Consider the following 23671-nt stretch of genomic DNA (forward strand, 5'->3'; position numbering starts at 1 on the left):
GGCGATTCGGACACCCGGCCAGCCTAGAGGCCCGGCACCGGCAACCGCCCCGAACCCCGGAGACCGGCGTCCGATCGGACCCCTGCCGCGTACCCCGGGACACCTGTACGGCATCCTTGTGACAGATCACACTGTTTGGACCGTCCGGCAAAATGGGGAACACGGACCCCTGGCAACAGGGGACAAGATCCCCTGAGCAGGTCGACAAGGAGAGAACTCGTGGACGACGTTCTGCGGCGCAATCCGCTCTTCGCGGCGCTCGACGACGAGCAGGCCGCGGAGCTTCGCGCCTCCATGACGGAGGTGACCCTCGCCCGTGGCGACTCGCTGTTCCACGAGGGCGACCCGGGCGACCGCCTGTACGTGGTCACCGAGGGCAAGGTCAAGCTGCACCGCACCTCCCCCGACGGCCGCGAGAACATGCTCGCCGTCGTGGGCCCCGGTGAGCTGATCGGCGAGCTGTCGCTCTTCGACCCGGGCCCGCGCACCGCGACGGCGACCGCGCTGACCGAGGTCAAGCTGCTCGCCCTGGGCCACGGCGACCTCCAGCCCTGGCTGAACGTGCGGCCCGAGGTGGCCGGCGCCCTGCTGCGCGCCGTCGCCCGGCGGCTGCGCAAGACCAACGACCAGATGTCCGACCTGGTCTTCTCCGACGTGCCGGGCCGGGTCGCCCGCGCGCTGCTGGACCTCTCCCGGCGCTTCGGCGTGCAGTCCGAGGAGGGCATCCACGTCGTGCACGACCTGACGCAGGAGGAGCTGGCCCAGCTGGTCGGCGCGTCCCGCGAGACGGTCAACAAGGCCCTGGCCGACTTCGCCCAGCGCGGCTGGCTGCGCCTGGAGGCGCGCGCCGTCATCCTGCTGGACGTGGAGCGGCTGGCCAAGAGGTCGCGCTGACCCCGCAGGCCCGTCCCGCGGCCGTGCCCGGTCACCGCCGGGGCCTGACCGCGGGGGGATACATCGCGCGCGAGGGATCTCTCGCGCGCGTGCCGGACGCCTTCCGGCCCGTCGTCGCGGCGGCCCGTGACCGGCTGCCGCGGGTCTATGGAGAGCGGCTGCACAGCGCCTACCTCTACGGGTCGATCCCCCGGGGCACCGCGCGCGTGGGCCGCAGCGGCCTCGACCTGCTGGTCGTCCTGCGGGACGAGCCGGCGGACGCCGACCGGCAGGAGGCCCGGGCGCTCGGCACGGCACTCGACCGGGAGTTCGCCCAGATCGACGGTGCCGGTCTCCTGCTCCACAGCCGGGACGGGCTGCTGAGCACCCCGGAGCGGTACGACATGGGCTGGTTCGTGGCCTGCCTGTGCACCCCGCTGCTCGGTGAGGATCTCGCCGCCCGCCTGCCCCGCTACCGCCCCGGCGACCCGCTGCTCGCCCGCGAGACCAACGGGGACCTGGCCCTGCTCCTCCCCCGGTGGCGGACCCGGATCGCCGCGGCCGAGGACACCGAGGAGGCCCGCAGGCCCCTGATGCGGTCCATGTCCCGCCACCTCGTGCGGACGGGATTCACCCTGGTCATGGCCCGTTGGCAGGGCTGGACCAGCGACCTGCGCGAGATGGCCGCCGCCTTCGGGGCGTACTACCCGGAGCGCGCCGCGCAGCTGAGCGCGGCGGCCGTACGCGGGTACGAGCCGACCGGCGACGCCACCGTGCCGCGCTGCTACGTCGACGACCTGGGGCCCTGGCCGGCCGGGGAGTACGCGCGCGTGCACGGCGTCAAGACGCCGCCCAGACCCTGACCGAGCCCGAGGGCCGTCCACCCGGGACCGTTCGTCCGAGGACCCGCTTCACCCGGGGGACCGTTCGTCCAAGGACCCGTTTCACCCGAGGGCCGATCAGATCAGCCCGTGCTCCCGCAGGTACTCCAGCTGCGCCCGCACCGACAGCTCCGCCGCCGGCCACAGGGAGCGGTCCACGTCGGCGTACACATGGGCGACGACGTCGGCCGGGGTGCGGTGGCCGTCCTCGACGGCCGTCTCGACCTGGGCGAGCCGGTGGGCGCGGTGGGCCAGGTAGAACTCCACGGCGCCCTGCGCGTCCTCCAGGACCGGGCCGTGGCCCGGCAGGACCGTGTGCACGCCGTCGTCGACCGTGAGCGACCTGAGCCGGCGCAGCGAGTCCAGGTAGTCGCCGAGGCGGCCGTCGGGGTGGGCGACCACCGTCGTGCCCCGCCCCAGGATCGTGTCGCCGGTGAGGACCGCCCGGTCGGCCGGGAGGTGGAAGCAGAGCGAGTCGGCGGTGTGTCCGGGGGTCGGCACGACCCGCAGTTCCAGGCCGCCCACCGCGATCACGTCCCCGGCCGCCAGGCCCTCGTCGCCCAGCCGCAGCGCCGGATCGAGGGCACGCACGCGCGTGCGGGTCAGCTCGGCGAAGCGGGCGGCGCCCTCCGCGTGGTCCGGGTGGCCGTGGGTGAGCAGGGTCAGGGCTATCCGCTTGCCCGCCTTCCCGGCGGTGTCGACGACGGCGCCCAGGTGCCCCTCGTCCAGCGGGCCCGGGTCGATCACCACCGCCAGGTCGGAGCCGGGCTCGGAGACGATCCAGGTGTTGGTGCCGTCCAGGGTCATGGCGGAGGCGTTGGGCGCGAGGACGTTGACGGCCCGCGCGGTGACGGGACCGGTGAGGACGCCGCCCCGGGGCCGGCCGGGGAGCGCTGCTGCGTCCGTCATGCGAGGGGGCCTTCCTCTCCTTGGACGTCGGTCATGCGGGCGCCGTGCCGTCGGCCGGGATGCGCCGGGTGAACTCGTCGTGGCCCGGCCAGGTCAGGACGACCTCGTCGGCCACCAGGCGGGCCCGGGCCAGCACGGGGGTCAGGTCGCGCTCGCGGGCCGCCCCGAGCGCCTCGGCGGGACTGCCGTAGCCGATGAGCTGGCGCAGGGTGGAGACGGTGGGCGGCAGCATCAGCAGCTCGCCCCGGTCGTATCCGGCCGCGGCGTCACCGGGGCGGATCCACACGGTGCGGTCGGCCTCCGTGGAGGCGTTACGGGTGCGCTGCCCCTCGGGGAGGGCGGCCACGAAGAACCAGGTGTCGTAGCGGCGGGACTCGAACTCGGGGGTGATCCACCGTGTCCACGCGCCCAGCAGGTCCGAGCGCAGGGTCAGGCCCCTGCGGTCCAGGAACCGCGCGAAGGACAGCTCACGCGCGACCAGGGCGGCGCGGTCGGCCTCCCAGTCGGGACCGGTGGTGTCGCCGACGACGGAGTCCGGGTCCGGGCCGGCGAGCAGGACGCCCGCCTCCTCGTACGTCTCCCGGACGGCCGCGCAGACGAGCGCCTGGGCCGCCGTCGCGTCCACGCCGAGCCGGTCGGCCCACCACGCGCGCGTGGGACCCGCCCAGCGCACCTGGTGGTCGTCGTCGCGCGGGTCGACGCCCCCGCCGGGATACGCGTACGCGCCCCCGGCGAAGGCCATGGAGGCGCGTCTGCGCAGCATGTGCACGGCGAGACCGGCGTCGGTGTCCCGCAGGAGCATGACGGTGGCCGCGCGCCTCGGCGTGACCGGGGTCAGGCTGCCGTCCGCGAGCGCGCGGATGCGGTCCGGCCAGTCCGGGGGGAACCACTGCCCATTCGCCATGGGCGGAGGCTATCCCGTGCCACGCGAATGTTCGAGAGGTCCCCGAGTTGTTCGAGAGGCCCCGGGGCCGAGGTCCCCGAGCTGGTCCGGGGTCCCGGGCCAAGGCCCCCCGAGCTGCTTCGCGGGCCCGGACCAAGGTCCCCCGAGCTGGTCCAGGGCTCCCGGGCCGGGACTCCCAGGACCCTCGCCCAGGGGCCCCGGGTCGAGACTCCCGGGGCCGAGACCCCCAAGCTCAGGGGCCGGTCCAGCCGCCGCTCAGGGGCCGGTCCAGCCACCGCTCAGGGGCCGGTCCAGCCACCGCTCAGGGCGCCAGCTCGACCTGGATCTCGACCTCCACGGGCGCGTCCAGCGGCAGCACCGCCACACCGACCGCGCTGCGCGCGTGCACGCCCTTGTCGCCCAGCACCTCGCCGAGCAGCTCGCTGGCGCCGTTGACGACCCCGGGCTGCCCGGTGAAGTCGGCGGCCGAGGCGACGAAGCCCACGACCTTCACCACACGCGCGATGCGGTCCAGGTCGCCCGCGACGGACTTGACGGCCGCGAGCGCGTTCAGCGCGCACGTGCGGGCCAGGTCCTTGGCCTCCTCCGGGGTGACCTCCAGGCCCACCTTGCCGGTGACCGGCAGCTTGCCCTCCACCATCGGCAGCTGGCCGGCGGTGTAGACGTACGGCCCGGACTGCACGGCCGGCTGGTAGGCGGCCAGCGGCGGCACGACCTCCGGCAGCGTCAGACCCAGTTCGGCCAGCTTGGCCTCGACCGCGCTCATGCCTGCTTCTCCCGCTTCAGGTAGGCCACCAGCTGCTCCGGGTTCGGCCCGGGCACGACCTGGACGAGCTCCCAGCCGTCCGCGCCCCAGGTGTCCAGGATCTGCTTCGTGGCGTGGACGAGCAGCGGCACGGTTGCGTATTCCCACTTGGTCATGGAGCCGACTGTAGCCGCTGCCGTGACCGCCTCCGTCCGCCGGACATGCGGCCGTCCGCGAGGCCGCCGGGACCGCACCGCGACGACGGTTGTCCACAGCCTCCCGCGTGCGCCGGGCGCGGACTGGTTAGGCTCGAAGACGTGAGCAGGCTCCAGGTCGTCAGCGGCAAGGGCGGGACCGGAAAGACGACGGTCGCCGCAGCCCTCGCGCTGGCCCTGGCCACGAAGGGGAAGCGCACGCTCCTCGTCGAGGTCGAGGGCCGGCAGGGCATCGCACAGCTCTTCGAAACGGAGGCGCTGCCCTATGAGGAACGGAAGATCGCGGTCGCTCCCGGGGGCGGGGAGGTGTACGCGCTCGCCATAGACCCCGAACTGGCGCTGCTGGACTACCTCCAGATGTTCTACAAGCTGGGAGGTGCCGGCCGCGCCCTGAAGAAGCTCGGCGCCATCGACTTCGCCACCACCATCGCGCCGGGCGTGCGGGACGTCCTGCTGACCGGCAAGGCGTGCGAGGCGGTGCGGCGCAAGGAGAAGAACGGCCGGTTCGTCTACGACTACGTCGTCATGGACGCGCCCCCGACCGGCCGCATCACCCGTTTCCTCAACGTCAACGACGAGGTGGCCGGGCTGGCCAAGATCGGCCCCATACACAATCAGGCGCAGGCGGTGATGCGGGTGCTGAAGTCGTCCGAGACGGCCGTGCACCTGGTCACCCTGCTGGAGGAGATGCCCGTCCAGGAGACGGTGGACGGCATCGCGGAACTGCGCGCCGCCCGGCTGCCGGTGGGCCGCATCGCCGTGAACATGGTGCGGCCGCGAGTGCTGGACGCTGCCGGTCTGGACCTCGTACGGACCGTGCCGCGCACCGCGCTCGCCCGGTCGCTGTCCTCCGCGGGACTGGGCGGCGCGCGGCGTGGCGGGAACGCCGAGCGGCTGGTGGACCCGCTGCTGGGGCAGGCCGAGGAGTACGCCGAGCGGTACGCCCTGGAGGAGGAGCAGCGGTCCGTCCTGGGCGAGCTGGGCCTGCCGCTGCACGAACTGCCGCTGCTCGCCGAGGGCATGGACCTGGCGGGCCTGTACGAACTGGCGACCGAGCTGCGGAAGCAGGGGATGTCATGAGCCCGGACCCGGACCCCGCGCGGACGCGCGAGACCGTGGACGCCCAGGAGACCGCGGGCGCGCAGGAAACCGTGGACGCGCACGACGCCGTGGACCCGGAGTACTCCGGCCGGGAGGACTCCGGCCGAGGGCGGGAGGGCTCCCGTCGGCTCGCCCACACGCGCGTGCTCGACGTCGATCCGCTGCTCGACGACCCGACGACGCGGATCGTGGTGTGCTGCGGCTCGGGCGGGGTCGGCAAGACGACCACGGCGGCGGCGCTCGGGCTGCGTGCGGCCGAGCGCGGCCGCAAGGTGGTCGTCCTGACGATCGACCCGGCCCGCCGGCTCGCCCAGTCCATGGGCATCGACTCGCTCGACAACGTGCCGCGCCGGGTGAAGGGCACCGAGGGCGGCGGCGAGCTGCACGCCATGATGCTCGACATGAAGCGCACCTTCGACGAGGTCGTCGAGGCGCACGCGGACTCCGAGCGGGCCGCCGCGATCCTGGCGAACCCCTTCTACCAGTCGCTCTCGGCGGGCTTCGCGGGCACGCAGGAGTACATGGCGATGGAGAAGCTGGGCCAGCTGCGGGCCCGGGACGAGTGGGACCTGATCGTCGTGGACACGCCGCCCTCGCGGTCGGCGCTGGACTTCCTGGACGCGCCCAAGCGGCTCGGTTCCTTTCTCGACGGCCGGCTGATCCGGCTGCTGACCGCACCGGCGAAGCTCGGCGGACGCGCGGGGATGAAGTTCCTGAACGTCGGGATGTCGATGATGACCGGCACGCTCGGCAAGCTGCTGGGCGGCCAGCTGCTCAAGGACGTCCAGACCTTCGTGGCCGCGATGGACACCACCTTCGGCGGCTTCCGCACGCGCGCGGACGCCACGTACAAGCTGCTCCAGGCGCCCGGGACGGCGTTCCTGGTGGTCGCGGCCCCGGAGCGGGACGCGCTGCGCGAGGCCGCGTACTTCGTGGAGCGGCTGGCGGCGGAGAGGATGCCGCTGGCCGGGCTGGTGCTCAACCGCGTCCACGGCAGCGGCGCCGCCCGGCTGTCGGCCGAGCGGGCCCTCGCCGCGGCGGAAAATCTTGAGGAGCCCCGCATTGTGGATCAGGGCGGCGGGAAAGCTGGACTTCGTAACTCTCCCGAAACGTACGGAAGTTCAGACTCGTCTCACGCGGACTCGCCCGAGGCGGGCGCATCGGGTCCAGGCACCCTCGATGATCCAGGCACCCCCGACCGGGCCTCCGCCGATCAGAACCCGGCCGGTCAGGACGCCGCCGATCCGGTCGATGCCGATCCAGTCGATGCCGATCCGGTCGATCAGGTCACCGCGGGCCTGCTGAGACTGCACGCCGAGCGCATGCAGCTGCTCGCCCGTGAGCAGCGCACGCGTGACCGCTTCGCCGCCCGGCATCCCGAGGTGGCGGTGGCCGAAGTCGCCGCGCTGCCCGGTGACGTGCACGACCTGGTGGGGCTGCGGGACATCGGCGACCGGCTCGCGGACAACCGCCGCGAGCTGCCCGAGCCGGGTGCGTGAGGAGGCGTCCGAGGAAGTCCGAGGAAGGAGGACCGGGCTCCCGCGGAGGACCGGACCGCCGAGGAGGCGGGACCCGGCAAAGAGGAAGTGCCCGGCGGGGAGGCAGGACCCGGCGGGGAACCCGCGAGGCCACCCGCGAAAGCACCCGTGGGAGTCCACATGGAAGCGCCACGTGGAAGCGCCCTCAGCCCACCGCCGCGTAGGCCTCGTACACCTGGTCGTCGTCGAGGGCCACGAGGCCCGTCCCGCGCTCGTACTCCAAGCGTGCCGTCTCCAGCAGCCGGCGCCAGGAGGTGACGGTCGGCCGCCTGCGCAGCAGTGCGCGGCGTTCCCGCTCCGTCATGCCTCCCCAGACGCCGAACTCGACACGGTTGTCGAGCGCGTCGGCGAGGCATTCGGTGCGTACCGGACATCCGGTGCACACCGCCTTGGCCCTGTTCTGCGCTGCTCCCTGAACGAACAGTTCATCCGGATCGGTAGTGCGGCAGGCCGCCTGCGCACTCCAGTCGGTTACCCAGCCCATACCGGCGCCGTCCTCTCCCGAATCGAGGCTCCCCCACGGCGGCAGCGGCATATTCACCGCCGCCAGTTGAGGACGTTACGGAAGGTGGGCACAGCGCAACACCCCCAGCGGGCCCAATCTTGAATGGCCCGAACGGACTATGGGTCAGCGACAGATCACCCGGGGGAGTGAGGTGGCGACATGCGCGACATTCCCGGCGGAACGGGAGGTTTCAGCTGCGCCACAACGGACGCCGGGTGGCACACAAGGCGAATTCGGGCGCCCGTGCCCCGCGGGCCTTTCGCCGCTTCCTCCGCCTTCGCCACCCCACCCGACACGCCCGACACGCCTCTCGCGCCGCCGCGTCGGGAGAAACCGGGCGGGTCCGGAACGTTTCGGGGTCGCCGGACGTAGGGATGTATGACGGCACCGCTGTGACAGTCGAGAGCAGCTTAGGCCAAGGCATATACGCGTGTCCGGCGAATGAGAACGTAGGCTGCCCTCATGCCAAAGAAGCGCTCGGGCAGCGGTCTGTCGCCAACGCAGCAGGCCGCCAAGTTCCTCGGTGTCAGCGTGCTCGCGGGAGCGGTCCTGGCCGGAATCGCGCTGCCGGCGGCCGGCGCGCTGGGTCTGGCGGCCAAGGGCTCGGTGCAGGGGTTCGACGACATCCCGGCCAATCTCCGGCGCCCGCCGCTCAGCCAGCGCACCACCATCCTGGACGACGAGGGCAACCAGCTCGCGCAGGTGTACTCCCGCGACCGCACGGTGGTGGACCTCAAGGACATCTCGCCGTACATGCAGAAGGCGATCGTCGCGATCGAGGACTCGCGCTTCTACCAGCACGGCGCGATCGACCTGAAGGGCGTGCTGCGCGCGCTCAACAAGAACGCGCAGAGCGGCGGCGTCTCGCAGGGCGCGTCCACGCTCACCCAGCAGTACGTGAAGAACGTCTTCGTGGAGGAGGCCGGCGACGACCCGACGAAGGTCGCCGAGGCCACCCAGCAGACGCTCGGCCGCAAGATCAAGGAGCTGAAGTACGCCATCCAGGTCGAGCAGGACCTGGGCAAGAAGAAGATCCTCGAGAACTACCTGAACATCACCTTCTTCGGCGAGCAGGCGTACGGCGTCGAGGCCGCCGCCCAGCGGTACTTCTCGGTGCACGCCAAGAACCTCACCCTCCCCCAGGCGGCGCTGCTGGCCGGCATCGTCCAGTCGCCCACCCGCTACGACCCGGTCAACGACGAGGCCGAGGCCACCAAGCGGCGCAACACCGTGCTGCAGCGCATGGCCGAGGTCGGCGACATCTCCCAGGCGGAGGCCGACAAGGCCAAGAAGGCCCCGCTGGAGCTGAAGGTCACCCACCCGCGCAACGGCTGCATCACGGCGGTCAAGGGCGCGAGCTTCTTCTGCAAGTACGTCGAGCAGGTCTTTCTCGACGACCCGGTGTTCGGCAAGACCCGCGCCCAGCGGGCCAAGGTCTGGAACCAGGGCGGCATGACCATCCGCACCACCCTGGACCCGCAGGCCCAGGCGTCGGTGCAGGACTCGCTCAAGCAGCACATCTACCAGTCGGACTCGGTGGCCTCGGCGGCCGTGCTGGTCGAGCCGGGCACCGGCAAGATCGTCGGCATGGGCCAGTCCAAGCCGTACGGCTACGGCAAGAACGAGACCGAGATCAACTACTCGGTGGGCAGCGACGCGGGCGGGTCGAACTTCGGCTTCCCGACCGGTTCGACGTTCAAGCCGTTCGTCGCCGCGGCGGCGATCGAGGGCGGCAAATCGCCCTCGCAGGAGTACTCCTCGCCGTACAAGATGCCGTACCCGAGCCCGGTGCAGGCGTGCGACGGCAAGCAGTGGGTGAACTCGGAACACGCGAACGTCGAGAACGAGAGCACCTCGGAGCACGGCCCGTACGCCATGAAGGAGGCCATGGCGAAGTCGGTCAACACCTACTTCGTGCAGATGATCTCCGACGTCGGCCTGTGCCCGGTGGTCGGCATGACCGACAAGCTGCACGTGGTGCAGGGCAACGGCGACAAGCTGCCCCAGGTGCCCGCCATCGCGCTCGGCTCGAAGGGCATCTCCCCGCTGACCATGGCCTCCGCGTACGCCGCCTTCGCCGCCCGCGGTGTGTACTGCACCCCGGTCGCCATCGAGTCGATCACCCAGAAGCTCGGCGGCCAGAAGAAGACACTGGCCGTGCCGAAGTCGAGCTGCTCGCGCGCCATGTCCCAGAAGACCGCGGACACCGTGAACACGCTGCTGCAGGGCGTGATCGACTCCGGTACGGGCCAGCAGGCCGGCCTCTCCGACCGCGACAACGCGGGCAAGACCGGTACGACGGACGAGCGCAAGAACGCCTGGTTCGTCGGCTACACGCCGAACATGGCGGGCGCGGTGTGGGTGGGCAGCGCCACCCAGAAGGTCCAGATGACCGACATCAGCATCGGCGGTGTCCTGCACGGTCTCGTCTACGGCGCCGACGTGCCGGGCCCGATCTGGCGGGACGCGATGACCGGCGCCCTGGCCGGCAAGCCCGCCCCCTCCTTCAACCTCGTCGACATCCCGGACGGCGGCAAGCCCAAGGGCCGGGACAAGGACAAGGGGAAGGGCGACGGGAACGGCCACGGCCACGGTGGCGGCCAGGGTGACAACGGCGGCCTGATCGGCGGACTGATCGGCGGCATCGGCGGCGGGGGCGGAGCAGGCGGCGGGGCCGGGGGTGGAGCTGGCGGCGGAGCCGGTGGCGGCACCGACCCGGGCTTCCCGCTCCCCGGCGGCCTCATCCGGGGCCAGGGCGGCGGCACGCACGGGAACAGCAATGGGGGGCGGCGCGGCTGAGGCGGCAGCCGGCTGAGGCGGTTGAGGCCGCCAGGCCGGCGGGGAGTTGGCGGGGGCGCCCGGCTGTCCGCCGGACACCCCTCACTCCCGTCCCGGCTCGCACGAGGAGCCGGAGGCCGATCACCCGGCCGGCCGATCAACGGGCCGCCCGATCACCCGGCCGCCCGCTCAACTGATCGGCCGCTCAGTTACCGTTCAGCCGGCCAGCAGCTTCTTGACGACGGCGGCGACGCGCCCGCCCTCCGCCTGACCCGCGACCTTCGGGTTCACGATCTTCATGACCGCGCCCATGGCCCGCGGCCCCTCCGCACCGGCCGCCCGGGCCTCCTCGACGGCCTGGCCGACGATCGCGTGCAGCTCGTCGTCGGACAGCTGCTTGGGCAGGTACGCGGCGAGCACCTCGCCCTCCGCCTTCTCCCGCTCGGCGGACTCCGTACGACCACCCTGCGCGAACGCCTCGGCCGCCTCGCGGCGCTTCTTGGCCTCCTTGGTGATCACCTTGAGGACCTCGTCGTCGGACAGCTCGCGCTTCTCCTTGCCCGCGACCTCCTCCTTGGTGATCGCGGCGAGCGTCAGCCGGAGCGTCGCGGAGCGCAGCTCGTCGCGCTCCTTGATGGCGGCGTTGAGGTCGTCGTGCAGCTTCGACTTGAGCGTGGTCATGGCTCCGATTGTCGCAGGTACGCCGACGCCGACGCGCGCGGATTTCCCTCCGGCCCGAGGAGTGATTTCCGCTGTGCGGCGCGGCCCTGCGACGATGGACACATGCGCGCGCGATACGGAGTTCCCCTGGGCATCACGGCGGTCGCGACCGCCGGTCTCCTCTACTCGGCGGGTTTCGAGGCCCGTTCCTTCCGGCTGCGCCGGGTGACGGCCCCGGTCCTGCCCTCCGGCATGCGCCCCCTGCGCGTCCTGCAGGTCTCCGACATCCACATGGTCGGCGGCCAGCGCAAGAAGCAGCGCTGGCTGCGCTCGCTCGCCGGACTGCGCCCGGACTTCGTGATCAACACCGGCGACAACCTCTCGGACCCGCAGGGCGTACCGGAGGTGCTGGACGCGCTCGGCCCGCTGATGGAGTTCCCGGGCGCCTACGTCTTCGGCTCCAACGACTACTACGGCCCCAAGCTGCGCAACCCCGCCCGCTACCTGCTGGAGAAGACGAGCGGCCGGCACGGCCTGAACGGCAACGCGCCAGCGGTCGGCGTGATCCACAACCCGTGGGAGGACCTGCGCGACGGCTTCGACGCGGCGGGCTGGCTCAACCTGACGAACACGCGCGGCACCCTGAAGATCGAGGGCGCCTCGGTGGAGCTGACCGGCCTGGACGACCCGCACATCAAGCGGGACCGCTACGCGAGGGTGGCCGGCGGCCCGTCCGGCGAGGCCGACTTCTCGATGGGCGTGGTGCACGCGCCGTACCTGCGCGTCCTGGACGCCTTCACGGCCGACGCCTACCCGCTGGTCCTGGCCGGCCACACCCACGGCGGCCAGCTCTGCGTCCCGTTCTACGGCGCGCTGGTCACCAACTGCGACCTGGACACCGACCGGGTGAAGGGCCTGTCCACCCACACGGCCGAGGGCCACACCTCCTACCTGCACGTCTCGGCCGGCTGCGGCACCAACCGCTACACCCCGGTCCGCTTCGCCTGCCCCCCGGAGGCGACGCTGCTGACGCTGGCGCCCAAGGACTGACTCCGCACCACCGGCAGGCGAACCTCCCCTCCCCCACCTCCTACACCCCCTCTCACCCACACAGCCCACCCGAATCGCCCGTTATGCCCTCACTTCCTACCGTGAGGGCATGACCGCCCAGACACCTCCGGGCCCCTCGGCGCCCCAGGTCCCCCCGACGCCGCCGATCCCCCGGGACATACCGGGCCTCCCCGCGATCCCGGGCATCACCGCGCTGCTCCCCTCGGCCGTCCCCGCGACCGCCGTGGTGCCGGCCGTACATCGCCCCTGGACAGCGGTCTACCGCCTTTTACTCGCCGCGGCGGCCGCGGGCGCGGTGACCCTGGACATGGTCATCGGCCCGCCGCTGCGCGTCCTGAGCCACTTCGCGATCCAGAGCACCATCGCGCTGATACCGGTGCTCGTACTCTCGGCCCGCAGGGCCTGGACCGCCCGCCGCCCCGTACCGGCGGCCCTGACGGGCGCGACCGTGCTGTACGTCACGATCAGCGCCCTGATCCACCACGTACTGCTGACCGAGACCTCCCCGGCGCTCTCGATCACCGGCGCCCCCGGCACGCACCCCCTGTGGCAGTCGACGGCCGCCCGCCTCCTCCACACGGTGATCCCCCTGGCGGCCCTCCTGGACTGGCTCCTGCTGACCACCCCGGCCCGCCTCCACCTGCGCCAGGCCGCCCCATGGCTCCTCTACCCCCTGGCCTACCTGGCCTTCTCCCTGGCCCGCGGAGCCTTCCTGCCCCCCACGGCGCCCGACCGCTACCTCTACGCCTTCCTCGACGTGACCCAGCACGGCTACAAACACGTCCTCGGCAACGCCCTCCTCCTGGGCCTCTCCTTCTACGCCCTCGCCCTCCTCCTCATCGCCCTCGACCACACCCGCCCGAACCCGATCCGCCGCCGCACCAGAACCGGATTTCGTCTCCGGCCACCAGTGGGCTAAAGTAAACGTCGTCGCCGCGACAAGCAGCGACATCGGGGTGTAGCGCAGCTTGGCAGCGCGCTTCGTTCGGGACGAAGAGGTCGTGGGTTCAAATCCCGCCACCCCGACAGCCGTAACAGCAGGTGTGGCACCTAGGAACGCTCCTAGGTGCCACACCTGTTTCTGCGTGCGGGTCTGCCCGCGCGATCAGAGCCCCCGTGGCTACATCCGGGGCGTCCACTCGTCCGTGCTGATCCCGTCGACGTCGTCGTTCACAGCGTTGCTGATCTCCCGCAGGCGTCTTTCCGGGAGGGCGAAGGCGTTGTGAGGGTTTCGGTGGGAGTTTCTGCCGTCGTTGATCCGGATGCCGTCTGCCGACCTCCAGTGGGGTGGTTCCCACTGGCTCTGATTTTCCAGGAGTGTCTCCGCTACTTCGGCGGGTTCTTCGATCACGGTGAGAGCGGTGAGCGCGGCGGTGAGGGGAAGCGTCGCGTCGTCGGGGAGCCGTGCATCGCCGAGTGTCGGGAAGAGGAGAAGGAGGCGAGCGTCGGTATCGCCGGCGCCTTCGGTCGCCGGCTGTCGGGCGGTGGACAGCCGTTGCGGCCAGGCCGTGCCGGGGCCATGAAGTGGCCGTCGTCCACTGCGAGGAGTTCCGCCACGGGCCAAGCCGGGTGGTGTATCAGGTAGTCCACCCCTCGGTCTCCGTCGAGGTTGCGGTACACGACATGAAGGGTGTGGCGGGAGCGCAGGGGCACACTGAACACCGGCCGCTGGTGGTCGGCGTGGAGTGCGCGGCACAGCCCCGTGGCCGCGTCCCAGTCGGGACCGAACGCGGCTCGTTGCGCGTCCTCACCGCGCAGGCAGGCGCCGAGGTGCACCGGCCAGGACAAGGGGTCGTCCAGATAAGCGCTTCCGTCTGCCGGAGGGCGCAGGCGCTGGATGTCGACGCGTCATCAGCGCCCCGTCGATAGGCTCGGTGCCGTGAGGGAAGATGCCCGCCTCATAGCGAATCACCGAGTCAACGTCGTACCCGCGGTTCTGGCTCTGGCCAATCCGCCCTGGCAGCGGGACGTCTGGCTGGACCCTTCGGTGTTCGAGGATCTGGACCACATCTTCCACACGCTCTTCGACGACTTCTGCGACGCCGACAGCCCCGAAGGTTTTCTCGGCGTCAGTCTGAGGACCGGAGAAGAGGTCGCTCTCATGCGTGAGTTGGGTGTGGCGCTCAGTGCCGCAGCGGCTCAGGCTCCCGATGGGACCGATGAAGAGCATCTGCGGTCGTCTTCCTGGCCTGACGTCGTTGCCGTCGCCGGGCGCCTCGCTCAGGTCATGGTCGCCAACGATCTGGAGGAACTCCTGCGCTACACCCACGGGTAGTGGCGTCGAGTGTCCGATCGGGTGGCCGCTGGGCCGAGCCGTTCCGTGTGAAGTGCCCGGAGGACGACCGGACCTGGGGAGGGGCCGGGTGGGGGAGAAGGGTGGGCCGTCGTGGGGGACGGTGGGGGGTCCGTATCGGACCAGGAGTGGGAGCGGTTTCTCCGGGAGGCCGGGGCGGGGAGCGCGGGGGCGCCCGAGGAGCCTTCGGCGCGGGCGCGGATGGTGGCGCGGCGGTTGCGGGAGGAGAGTGGTCCGCCGGAGCCGTGGCGGGGTCATCGGCCGGCTCGGCGGTGAGGGGGCAAGGGCTGGTACGTGGTCGGTCTGCTGGTCGCGGTCGCCTTGCTGGTCGTGGCGCTGGCTCCGGGGCGCGTGGTCGGGTGGTTCGGGGGCGGGGGTGATGGGGGCGGGGGTGATGGGGGCGGGGGTGATGGGGGCGGTGACCGTGTGCCTCTTGCCCTTGAGACCGGGCGGCCCGATCGGCCGCCGCCGGCGGACGGGGTGGAGCTGCGTCCTACCCTGGCGGAGCCGTTCCGGGGGTCGCCCGCTGTGCGGTGGGGGGACGGGACGGCCGGGTTCGGGGTGCCGGAGGCTCGGGCCACCGGCTGGATGAGCGAGGGGCAGGTCGCGCAGGCGCTGGAGAGGACCCGGGACTTTCTCGTCGCGTCGAGTCTGGACCCCGGGGTGCTGCGCGGGGAGCGGCCGAGCAAGGCGATCGCGTTGGTCAATCCTCATCAGCGCGATGTGCAGGAGTATGCAGGAGTATGTGGGGACCGCGTTCTGGGCGCCCAGTCGGGAGAATGATCCGCTGTTGCTGTTCAGCCGGTTCGAGGCGTCGAAGGTCCGGCTCGCCGGGGACGTGGTCAAGACGCGGGGGCGGATCACGTACCGGCAGGGTGAGCGCGGTGCGGTCGAGGTGACCAGCGACATCACGTACGTCTACCCGGTCGTGCGCGCGGCGGCGGGCAGCGACGAAGTGGTGCGTACCATCGTGCGCCGCGAGGCCGTGATGAGCTGGGACGATCCGGCGAAGGTCGTCATCGAGCCGGGTACGTTCTCGCTCGTGTCCTACAAGGTGGACACCACCAACGGCGGCTGCCGCACCTTCACCGGGTACCTCACCCCCGAGTTCGGCAGGGATCTGGCGGCCTCGTCCCCGGGGACCGGGCCCGAGGTCGACCCGTACGCCCGGAGCACGTCGATGGAGGCGCGGATGCGGGAGGCCGGGGACGCGGGGTGCGCGGCCGCCACGCGGTCGTGACTACGATCACCGGTCATGGACTGGCTGGAGCGCGTGGCCACGCTGAGGCAGTGGAGTCGGGACGGGGTGCGGGCGCCGCACAAGCCGTTGTTGCTGCTGTACGCGCTGGGGCGTTTTCAGGCGGACGGGGCGGGCGGCGCGGACGAGTTGCCGTACAGCGCTGTCGAGGGTGATCTGAAGCGGTTGCTGGCGGAGTACGGGCCGGCGCGCGGGAGCACGCCCGCCTATCCCTTCCACCATCTGGTGAACGACGGGGTGTGGGAAGTGCGGTCCGATCGTGGTCCCGGCAGTCCGGGCACCGGGGTGCGGGAGCTGCGGGCCAGCCGGGCCACCGGGCGGCTCGCCCCGGAGCTGCGGGCGGCGCTGCGGCGGGAGCCGTCGCTGCTCGGGCGCATGGCGCGGGTGCTGCTGGAGCTGCACTTCCCGCCGTCGCTGCACCAGGACCTGTGCGACGCGGTGGGCCTGGAGCCGGGGCCGGTGGAGACGATCGCCGGTGCGGCCGGGCAGCGGCAGCGGCAGCGGGACCGGCGGATGCGGGAGCTGGTGCTGACCGCCTACGAGTACCAGTGCGCCTTCTGCGGCTACGACGGCATGATCGGCGCGGCCTCCGTCGGGCTGGAGGCCGCGCACGTGCGCTGGTGGGCCTTCGCCGGGCCGGACGACGTCGACAACGGGCTGTGCCTGTGCTCGCTGCACCACAAGCTCTTCGACAAGGGCGTCCTCGGCATAGGCACCGGTCACCGCATCCTGGTCTCCCAGGGCTTCGTCGGCCGCAGCCGGGCTGCTCGTGAGCATGTCACCGCGCTCGCGGGCCGTCCGCTCCTCGGGCCCCAGCCCGGTGTCCGGCCCGTCGCCGACACCCACCGCACCTGGCACACCAGCCAGGTCTTCCGGGGCGCGCCACGGCCTGACGCCGCCTGACCTGCGGTTTCTCGCGCCCGCAGCACCTTCGTCACTCTTTCTGGCCAAGTTGTTCTTGCCACACCGGCATCGCATGCCGATCCGTGCTAGCTTTGACGTAGTTGCAGTTTGGTACCCATGAAGCTGAGTGTGCGCCTGACGGTATGTGACCATCAGGCGCATTTTTGTTTTCCGGATCACTCCGGATGGGTCATTTCGGCAACCGGTGTTCCGCACACAGTGGAACGTCGAATCGACCCATGTGAGGAGAAAATCATGGCCAGCGGTACCGTGAAGTGGTTCAACGCCGAAAAGGGCTTCGGCTTCATCCAGCAGGACGGCGGCGGTCCGGACGTGTTCGCGCACTACTCGAACATCAACGCCCAGGGCTTCCGTGAGCTGCAGGAGGGCCAGCGTGTGAACTTCGACGTCACGCAGGGCCAGAAGGGCCCGCAGGCGGAGAACATCGTCCCCGCCTGACGATGAACTGCGGGGCCCCGCCGCCGAGCGCGGCGGGTGTGCCCCAGCGGCCCGGGCCGGCACTCTCGACGAGAGTGCCGGCCCGGGCCTTTTCATGTCATGCCGTCTGCGGGGTGTCTTCGCTGGTCACAGCAGTTCTGCCAGGCGGTCCACCTGGGCCGGGTCGACGCCGTGGCAGTAGCACATGACCTCGTCGGCGCCCAGGTCGGCGTAGGCGGTGAGCGCCTCGCGGACCGCCTTGGGGGTGGTGAGCAGGTCGGCGACCATGCGTTCGGGCATGCCGGTGAAGGCGTAGTACGCGTGCATGGCGTCGCGGGCTTCGTCCACGACCTGCTGCGGGCCCAGTGCCACGTTCACCTGGGCGACCAGGCGCGGGGCGCCCGCGCGGCCGTGCTCCCGCCACTGCTCGCGGACGGTGTCGAAGAGGCCGCCCGCCCACGACGGCAGCGCGGCGGCCAGGAAGCCGTCGCCCCAGCGGGCCACCCGTTCCAGCGCCACCGGCTTGAAGCCGCCGAAGAGCACCTCCGGGCCGGCCGGGCGGGCGGGCGCCGGGCCGATGGGACCCACGCCGTCGCCGTACGGTCCGCCGGACCACAGGTGGCGCAGCAGCGGCAGCTGTTCGTCCAGGCGGCGGCCACGGGTGCGCAGGTCGTAGCCGGTGGCCCGGTGGTCGTCCTCCCGGCCGCCGACGCCGAGGCCGAGGACCAGGCGGCCGCCGGTCATCCGGTCCAGGGTGGCCGTCTGCTTGGCGAGCAGGGCGGTGTCGCGCAGCGGGGCGAGCAGCACCTCCGTCTGGACGCGGATGCGGGAGGTGGCGCCGGCCAGGACGGCGAGGGCGATCAGCGGCTCGGGGTTGTCGTAGACGAGCCGGTCGAGCAGGCCCAGGGTGGTGAAGGGGCCGTCCTCGGCGCGGCGGGCCCAGGTGAGCAGGGTGGCCGGATCGCTGATGGGCAGGCCGATACCGACGTTCATGAAGAACCTCCGGGAAGCAGGAGAGCCGTGCGGGCAGGAGAGCCGCGCGGGCAGGAGAATCGTGCGGGTGTGGGAGAACCATGCCCGCAGATCCGCGGAAGAGCCGTGCCGCCCTCTCCGGCACCTCGGCCAGGTGGCCGGGTGGGACGCTCCCGCTCTGCGGCGCACTTCCGGGGAGGTCTCTTCGGAGTGGGGTCAGGACAGGGCGGCCCAGGGGCGGGGCCAATGGTTTTCCGGCCACAGACGGTATGCGGCCGAGCGGCAAGCGCGGCGTGCCGGTGGAACCAGCCGTCCCTGTACCGCAGTCTTCTCTCTCGTGGGGAGCGTTCCGTATCAAGGTGGTGCGCCGGGTGGTCCGGGGGCGCACATGGTGGTGTGCGGGGACGACGGGCTCGCACACCGGTTGGCCGCCGAACTGCGCGGTGTGTACGGCGAGCAGGTCACGCTGGTCGTGCCGCCCGCCGAGCGCGCGGTACGGCCGCCGGTGGTCGGCCGGACGCGGGGCGCCTCGGCGCTGCTCGACCGGATGGTGAGCGCGGCCGTGGGCCGGGTCGGCGGGGCCGGAAACGGGGCGGGCGGGGGCGGCGGTGGCGGTGGCAGTGGCAGTGGCAGTGGCAGTGGCAGTGGCAGTGGGAACGGCAATGGTGACGGTGGCAGCGGTGACGGCGGGCGGCTCGTCGGCGCCGGGCGGGTGGTGGAGGCCGCCGAGCTGACCGAGGCCGTGCTCGTGGACGCGGGTGTGGAGCGGGCGAGCGCGCTGGCGCTCGTGTACGACGACGACGAGACCAACATCCGCGCCGCGCTCACCGTCCGGCGGCTCAACCCGCGACTGCGGCTCGTCCTGCGCCTGTACAACCGGCGACTGGGCCAGCACATCGAGGAACTCCTCGACCAGGCCGCCGCGTTGGCGACCGGGGCGGCCGGTGAGCCGGTGCCGGGCGGCGACGCGTCCACCACCGTGCTGTCCGACGCCGACACCGCCGCGCCCGCTCTGGCCGCCAGCGCCGTCGTCGGCACCAGCAAGGTCGTGCAGACCGACGGACTGCTGCTGCGCGCGGTGGAACGGCCGCCGCCCGCTCCCGGGCAGGTCGCCGACCCGGGGCTGTGCACGCTGGCGCTGCTGTCGGCGACCAGCAGCGATCCGGCCGGTGCCGACGGGTCCGAGGGCAGCGGTGAGCAGCGGCCCCAGCTGCTGCCGGACGAGGCCGCGGTGCGGGCGGCCACCGGGCGCGGGACCGTGGTCCTCGAACAGGTGTCGTACGCCGCCGCACCGCCCCTGCCGGCCGGGCGCGGCGGCGGGATCGTACCGCCGCTCACCTCGTTGTTCTCGCGGCGGCTGCGGTGGTCGGTGGCGGGTCTTGTGGCCTGCGTGTTCGCGCTCGCGGTGGCGTTGTGGCTGGTGGCGGGGGTACGGCCGCTCGGTGCGCTGTACCTGACGCTGCTCGACCTGTTCGCCATCGACGACCCGGCGATCGGGCAGGGCACCGGCCGGCAGGTCCTCCAGCTGCTGTCCGGGCTGGTCGGGCTGCTGTTGCTGCCGGTGCTGCTGGCGGCGGTGCTGGAGGCGCTGGGGACGTTCCGGTCGGGGTCCGCGCTGCGCAAGCCGCCGCGCGGCCTCGGCGGGCATGTGGTGCTGCTGGGGCTGGGCAAGATCGGCACCCGGGTGCTGACGCGGCTGCGGGAGCTGCAGATCCCGGTGGTGTGCGTGGAGGCCGGTCCGGACGCGCGCGGCCTGGCCACGGCACGGCGGCTGCGGGTACCGGTGGTGCTCGGGGACGTGACGCAGGAGGGCGTGCTGGAGGCGGCGAAGATCCATCGCGCGCACGCGCTGCTCGCGGTGACCAGCTCGGACACCACGAACCTGGAGGCCGTGCTGTACGCCCGGTCCGTGCGGCCCGATCTGCGGGTGGTGCTGCGGCTGTACGACGACGACTTCGCCACGGCGGTGTACCGGACGCTGCGGGCCGCGCATCCGCGGGCGCTGACCCGCAGCCGGAGCGTGACGCATCTGGCGGCGCCCGCGTTCGCCGGGGCGATGTTCGGGCGGCAGATCCTGGGGGCGATCCCGGTGGAGCGGCGGGTGCTGCTGTTCGCCTCCATGGACGTGGACGGGCATCCGCAGCTGGAGGGGCGGACGCTCGGGGAGACCTTCCGGGCCGGGTACTGGCGGGTCCTCGGGCTGCACGCGGGGGCGCAGCCGGCCGACGGGGAGCGGCGGGAGCCCGCCGCCGGTCACGCCGGTCAGGACGCGGCCGAGGAGGCGGGCCGGGGCGGTGGCGGGCTGGTGTGGAACCTGCCCGCCGGGTACGTCCTGCGGAAGGGGGACCGGGTGGTGCTGGCGGCGACCCGGCGGGGGCTGGCGGAGCTGCTGGGCAGGCGGGGGCGGGACGGGTAGCCGGGCGGACAGCCGGGCCGGGCAGCCGTCCCTGCCTCCGCGCCCGCCCCGCCTCCACCCCCGCCCCGCCTCCGCGCCCGCCACCGCCTCCCGGCGTGCCCGGAGGGGGCCGCTCCCTCAGTGGGAGTCCGGGGGCCGCTCCCTCACTCCCCCAGATGCCGCCTCGCGAAGTCCAGTTCCAGCCGGACCTGCTTGATGCGTTCGTCCACGACCAGGGAGCCGTGGCCGGCGTCGTAGCGGTAGACCTCGTGGGTGGCGCCGCGGGCTTCGAGGCGGCGGACGTAGTTGTCGACCTGGCGGATGGGGCAGCGCGGGTCGTTGACGCCGGCCGAGATGTAGACGGGGGCCTTGACCTGGTCGACGTAGGTGAGCGGGGAGGACGCCTCGAAACGCTCGGGGACCTCCTCGGGGGTGCCGCCGAGCAGGGTGCGGTCCATCGCCTTCAGGGCTTCCATCTCGTCGTGGTACGCCGTGACGTAGTCGGCGACCGGGACCGCGGCGATGCCCAGCGTCCACGCGTCCGGCTGGGTGCCCAGGCCCAGCAGGGTGAGGTAGCCGCCCCAGGAGCCGCCGGTGAGGATCAGCCGGTCCGGGTCCGCGAGGCCGCAGGCGACCGCCCAGTCGCGGACCGCCGCGATGTCCTCCAGCTCGATCAGGCCGACCCGGTGCTTGAGCGCGTCCGTCCACTCCCGGCCGTAGCCCGTGGAGCCCCGGTAGTTGACCCGGACCACCGCGTAGCCGTGGTCGACCCAGGCGGCCGGGCCCGCGGCGAAGGAGTCGCTGTCGTGCCAGGTGGGGCCGCCGTGGATGTCGAAGACCGCGGGCAGGGGGCCGGTGGCGCCGGCCGGCTTCTGGACCAGGGCGTGGATCCTGCCGCCGGGGCCGTCCACCCACACGTCCTCCACCGGCACCGAGCCCGGGGACTTCAGGCCCGGCGGGTCCAGGACCACCCGGCCGCTGGTCGAGCGGACCGCCGAGGGCTCGGCCGCGGACGACCACAGGTACTCCACGCTGCCGTCCGGGCGGGCCGTCGCGCCGGAGACCGTGCCGGGCGGGGTGGGGATCCGCGTCAGCTCGCGGACGGCCGGGTCGTAGCGGAACAGCTCGCTGCGGGCCTCGAAGCTGTGGGCGATGAGCAGGCCGCCGCCGTCCGGGAACCACTCGGCGCTCATGTCTCCTGGCAGGTCCAGGGCGAGGTCCGTCTCCTCGCCCGTCGCCACGTCCCACACCAGCGGCTCCCACCGGCCGCGCCGCTGGTGGCCGATGAGCAGCCGGGTGTCGCCGGCCACCGGGGCGAAGCCCAGCACCTCCAGGCCCAGCTCGACCGTGCCGCCCTTGGTGTCGTCCAGCTCGGCGACCGCCGTGCCGTCCGGGCGCAGGACGCGCAGCGCCGAGTGCATGGCGTCGCCGTGCTCGGTGTGCTCGATCGCGATCAGCGCGCCGTCGTGGGAGAGGTCGCCGACGCCCGCCGACTCGCGGTGCCGGTAGATCTCCACCGGTGCCTCGCCCGAACCCGGGCGCGCGAGGTGAATGGTCGTGCCCTCCTCGTCCGTGGAGCGGCCGACGACCGCCGTGCGGCCGTCCCGGCCGAGCGCGAGGCCCGCCGGGTAGGAGGGATCGAGGCCCGGCACGGCCGGCTCGTCGGGGCCGCCGGTGAACGGCTGGCGGCGCCAGACGCCGAACTCGTCGCCGTCCTTGTCGTCGAACCACCAGATCCACGCGCCGTCCGGGGAGAGCAGGCCGTCCGTCGTCCCGTTCGGCCGGTCCGTCGCCTGGCGCTGGGCGCCGCTCGCCCGGTCCCACGCGTACAGCTCGTACGTCCCCGTCGCGTTGGACACGAACAGGGAGCGGTCCGGCGCGTCCTCCGCCCAGTCGGGCAGCGACACCCTGGGCGCCCGGAAGCGCTTCTCCCACTCCGGCGTCCGCCCCACGTCCTTCGCCGGACCCACCGGACCCACCGGACCCACCGGACCCGTCCTGCCCCGCTCGCTGTGCTCGTCCGGCGCGCCGCCCAACCCGTTGCTCTCAGTCATGGCCCCATAGTGCCTGGCCGGAGGGGCGGCGCGCCGCCCCCGCCCCCAGCCTGTGGAAAACCCGGCCGGTCCGGCCGCTCCCGGCGACCGCCCGCCTGTGGAAAACCCCGACCCCGCGGCCCGCCGTGTCCGGCCCGCACCGTACCGTGGGGGCGTGTACCGGTTTCTGCTGACACCACGCTGGTGGGGCATCAACGTCTTCGTCCTGCTCGCCATCCCCTTCTGTGTGTTCATGGGGTCCTGGCAGCTGAGCCGGTTCGACGCGCGCGTCCAGGACCACCGCACCCTGACCGCGCAGGCCGCCTCCGCCCGCACGGCGGCCCCGCGTCCGCTGGACCGGCTCCTGCCCGTCGACCAGCGGACCTCCGGGGCGCCGGCCACCGCGACCGGCCGGTACGGCAAGCAGCTGCTGGTCCCGGGCCGGGAACTCGACGGCAAGGCCGGCTACTACGTCCTGACGCTGCTGCGCACCGGCTCCGGCAAGGCGCTGCCCGTCGTACGGGGCTGGCTGCCCGGCGCCGCGGACCCGGCGAAGGCCCCGGCGCCGCCCACGGGCGAGGTCACCGTCACCGGCGCCCTCCAGGCCTCCGAGTCCCCCACCGACAGCGGGGTCAGCGCCCAGGGTGGCCTGCCGTCCGGGCAGACCGGGGTGATCAGCGCGGCGTCGCTGGTCAACCTCGTGCCCTACGACGTGTACGACGCGTGGGTCACCCTCGACAAGGCCGACTCCGGGATGAAGGCCGTACCGGCGAAGGCGCCGGAGGGCTCCGGGCTGGACCTGAAGGCGTTCCAGAACCTCGGGTACACCGGCGAGTGGTTCGTCTTCGCCGGGTTCGTGGTCTTCATGTGGTTCCGGCTGGTGCGGCGCGAGGTGGAGGCGCTGCGGGACGCGGAGCTGGGGCTGACACCCGAGGGCTCCGAAGGTTCCCAGAACTCCGGTGACCCCGGGGACTCCGGTACCCGCGAGGCCGCTGAGGAGCGGCGCGCCCCGGCGCTCTGAGCGACCCGGGCCGCCCGCGGCCTGCCCTGCCTGGCTTGCCGTCCTTGCCCGCGACCCGCCGGCACAGTCGCCCCTCGTCGCCCTAGTACTGCAACGGTGTCTACCGTGACTGCTGGCCAGTTCGGTCGTTGGTCTGGTCATGGGTGGGGACCTTGCGGATGTGCGTGTGTGGGCGGGT

The 23671-nt window shown here is 72.6% G+C and carries 21 protein-coding genes, 1 tRNA gene and 1 pseudogene; 14 read left to right on the top strand and 9 right to left on the bottom strand.

The annotated features are described in order from the left end of the window. Positions 1-219: 219 nt before the first annotated feature. Both ABZ858_RS30925 and ABZ858_RS30930 read left to right on the top strand, forming a co-directional pair. The gene (locus ABZ858_RS30925; protein WP_009189818.1) at positions 220-894 is read left to right on the top strand and encodes a Crp/Fnr family transcriptional regulator; all 675 of its coding nucleotides are present in this window, start codon (positions 220-222) and stop codon (positions 892-894) included. An 89-nt stretch (positions 895-983) separates the two neighbouring features. Next, a complete protein-coding gene (locus ABZ858_RS30930) occupies positions 984-1736 on the top strand; it encodes a nucleotidyltransferase domain-containing protein (RefSeq protein ID WP_361385960.1) in 753 nt (250 codons plus the stop codon). Positions 1737-1832: 96 nt separating this feature from the next. Here ABZ858_RS30930 and ABZ858_RS30935 read toward each other — a convergent pair whose 3' ends face one another. The 4 genes from ABZ858_RS30935 to ABZ858_RS30950 all read right to left on the bottom strand — a co-directional run bounded on the left by ABZ858_RS30935 (position 1833) and on the right by ABZ858_RS30950 (position 4488). Further along, on the bottom strand, positions 1833-2663 hold the full coding sequence (locus ABZ858_RS30935) for an MBL fold metallo-hydrolase (protein ID WP_361385963.1): 831 nt from the start codon (positions 2661-2663) through the stop codon (positions 1833-1835). A gap of 31 nt (positions 2664-2694) precedes the next feature. Further along, the gene (locus tag ABZ858_RS30940; RefSeq protein ID WP_361385966.1) at positions 2695-3567 is read right to left on the bottom strand and encodes an NUDIX hydrolase; all 873 of its coding nucleotides are present in this window, start codon (positions 3565-3567) and stop codon (positions 2695-2697) included. Between the two features lie 301 nt (positions 3568-3868). Then, positions 3869-4333, bottom strand: a complete 465-nt coding sequence (locus ABZ858_RS30945; protein ID WP_361385969.1) for a RidA family protein — start codon at positions 4331-4333, stop codon at positions 3869-3871. Beyond that, positions 4330-4488 (bottom strand): DUF4177 domain-containing protein, encoded by a 159-nt coding sequence (locus ABZ858_RS30950; RefSeq protein WP_361385972.1) that lies wholly within the window; start codon positions 4486-4488, stop codon positions 4330-4332. Before ABZ858_RS30950 ends, ABZ858_RS30945 begins: the two co-directional genes overlap by 4 nt. A gap of 141 nt (positions 4489-4629) precedes the next feature. Between ABZ858_RS30950 and ABZ858_RS30955 the strand changes: the two genes are divergently transcribed. Together ABZ858_RS30955 and ABZ858_RS30960 are read left to right on the top strand one after the other, a co-directional pair. Then, complete coding sequence (locus ABZ858_RS30955; protein ID WP_361385974.1) at positions 4630-5607, top strand: ArsA-related P-loop ATPase; 978 nt, start codon at positions 4630-4632, stop codon at positions 5605-5607. Then, positions 5604-7127, top strand: a complete 1524-nt coding sequence (locus tag ABZ858_RS30960) for an ArsA family ATPase (RefSeq protein ID WP_361385976.1) — start codon at positions 5604-5606, stop codon at positions 7125-7127. Before ABZ858_RS30955 ends, ABZ858_RS30960 begins: the two co-directional genes overlap by 4 nt. Before the next feature lie 184 nt (positions 7128-7311). Here ABZ858_RS30960 and wblA read toward each other — a convergent pair whose 3' ends face one another. Further along, entirely contained in the window at positions 7312-7650 is a 339-nt protein-coding gene (gene wblA, locus ABZ858_RS30965) for a transcriptional regulator WblA (protein ID WP_361386038.1), read from the bottom strand. Positions 7651-8133: 483 nt separating this feature from the next. Between wblA and ABZ858_RS30970 the strand changes: the two genes are divergently transcribed. Beyond that, positions 8134-10470, top strand: a complete 2337-nt coding sequence (locus ABZ858_RS30970; protein ID WP_361385979.1) for a transglycosylase domain-containing protein — start codon at positions 8134-8136, stop codon at positions 10468-10470. A gap of 195 nt (positions 10471-10665) precedes the next feature. On the opposite strand, the gene ABZ858_RS30975 is transcribed toward ABZ858_RS30970, so the two are convergent. Then, the gene (locus ABZ858_RS30975; RefSeq protein WP_361385982.1) at positions 10666-11130 is read right to left on the bottom strand and encodes a GatB/YqeY domain-containing protein; all 465 of its coding nucleotides are present in this window, start codon (positions 11128-11130) and stop codon (positions 10666-10668) included. Positions 11131-11232: 102 nt separating this feature from the next. Between ABZ858_RS30975 and ABZ858_RS30980 the strand changes: the two genes are divergently transcribed. The 3 genes from ABZ858_RS30980 (at position 11233) to ABZ858_RS30990 (ending at position 13206) form a co-directional block, all read left to right on the top strand. Continuing rightward, entirely contained in the window at positions 11233-12159 is a 927-nt protein-coding gene (locus ABZ858_RS30980; RefSeq protein WP_361385985.1) for a metallophosphoesterase, read from the top strand. 109 nt (positions 12160-12268) lie between these two features. Continuing rightward, positions 12269-13099, top strand: a complete 831-nt coding sequence (locus ABZ858_RS30985) for a Pr6Pr family membrane protein (protein ID WP_361385988.1) — start codon at positions 12269-12271, stop codon at positions 13097-13099. A 33-nt stretch (positions 13100-13132) separates the two neighbouring features. Next, positions 13133-13206 (top strand) — tRNA-Pro (locus tag ABZ858_RS30990). A 94-nt stretch (positions 13207-13300) separates the two neighbouring features. Here the strand turns inward: ABZ858_RS30990 and ABZ858_RS30995 are convergent. Further along, positions 13301-13531: a hypothetical protein gene (locus ABZ858_RS30995; protein WP_361385991.1), complete on the bottom strand. Its 231-nt coding sequence runs from the start codon at positions 13529-13531 to the stop codon at positions 13301-13303. Positions 13532-14059: 528 nt separating this feature from the next. On the opposite strand from ABZ858_RS30995, the gene ABZ858_RS31000 reads away from it, so the two are divergent. From ABZ858_RS31000 to ABZ858_RS31015, 4 genes and pseudogenes are all read left to right on the top strand, one after another. After that, the gene (locus ABZ858_RS31000) at positions 14060-14455 is read left to right on the top strand and encodes a hypothetical protein (protein WP_361385994.1); all 396 of its coding nucleotides are present in this window, start codon (positions 14060-14062) and stop codon (positions 14453-14455) included. 111 nt (positions 14456-14566) lie between these two features. Then, a pseudogene (locus ABZ858_RS31005) lies at positions 14567-15713 on the top strand (hypothetical protein). A 15-nt stretch (positions 15714-15728) separates the two neighbouring features. Continuing rightward, positions 15729-16634 carry a phosphorothioated DNA-binding restriction endonuclease gene (locus ABZ858_RS31010; protein ID WP_361385997.1) on the top strand — a complete coding sequence of 302 codons (906 nt, stop codon included), beginning with the start codon at positions 15729-15731 and terminating at the stop codon, positions 16632-16634. Between the two features lie 255 nt (positions 16635-16889). Next, positions 16890-17093: a cold-shock protein gene (locus ABZ858_RS31015; RefSeq protein ID WP_361386000.1), complete on the top strand. Its 204-nt coding sequence runs from the start codon at positions 16890-16892 to the stop codon at positions 17091-17093. A gap of 126 nt (positions 17094-17219) precedes the next feature. Here ABZ858_RS31015 and ABZ858_RS31020 read toward each other — a convergent pair whose 3' ends face one another. Then, positions 17220-18065 carry an LLM class flavin-dependent oxidoreductase gene (locus ABZ858_RS31020; protein ID WP_361386003.1) on the bottom strand — a complete coding sequence of 282 codons (846 nt, stop codon included), beginning with the start codon at positions 18063-18065 and terminating at the stop codon, positions 17220-17222. A 367-nt stretch (positions 18066-18432) separates the two neighbouring features. Between ABZ858_RS31020 and ABZ858_RS31025 the strand changes: the two genes are divergently transcribed. Then, positions 18433-20460, top strand: a complete 2028-nt coding sequence (locus tag ABZ858_RS31025) for an NAD-binding protein (protein ID WP_361386006.1) — start codon at positions 18433-18435, stop codon at positions 20458-20460. A gap of 143 nt (positions 20461-20603) precedes the next feature. Here ABZ858_RS31025 and ABZ858_RS31030 read toward each other — a convergent pair whose 3' ends face one another. After that, positions 20604-22493: a prolyl oligopeptidase family serine peptidase gene (locus ABZ858_RS31030; RefSeq protein ID WP_361386009.1), complete on the bottom strand. Its 1890-nt coding sequence runs from the start codon at positions 22491-22493 to the stop codon at positions 20604-20606. A gap of 154 nt (positions 22494-22647) precedes the next feature. Between ABZ858_RS31030 and ABZ858_RS31035 the strand changes: the two genes are divergently transcribed. Further along, on the top strand, positions 22648-23493 hold the full coding sequence (locus tag ABZ858_RS31035; RefSeq protein ID WP_361386013.1) for an SURF1 family protein: 846 nt from the start codon (positions 22648-22650) through the stop codon (positions 23491-23493). Positions 23494-23671: the final 178 nt, after the last annotated feature.

The organism is Streptomyces sp. NPDC047017 (genome assembly GCF_040644175.1).
GTDB lineage: Bacteria > Actinomycetota > Actinomycetes > Streptomycetales > Streptomycetaceae > Streptomyces.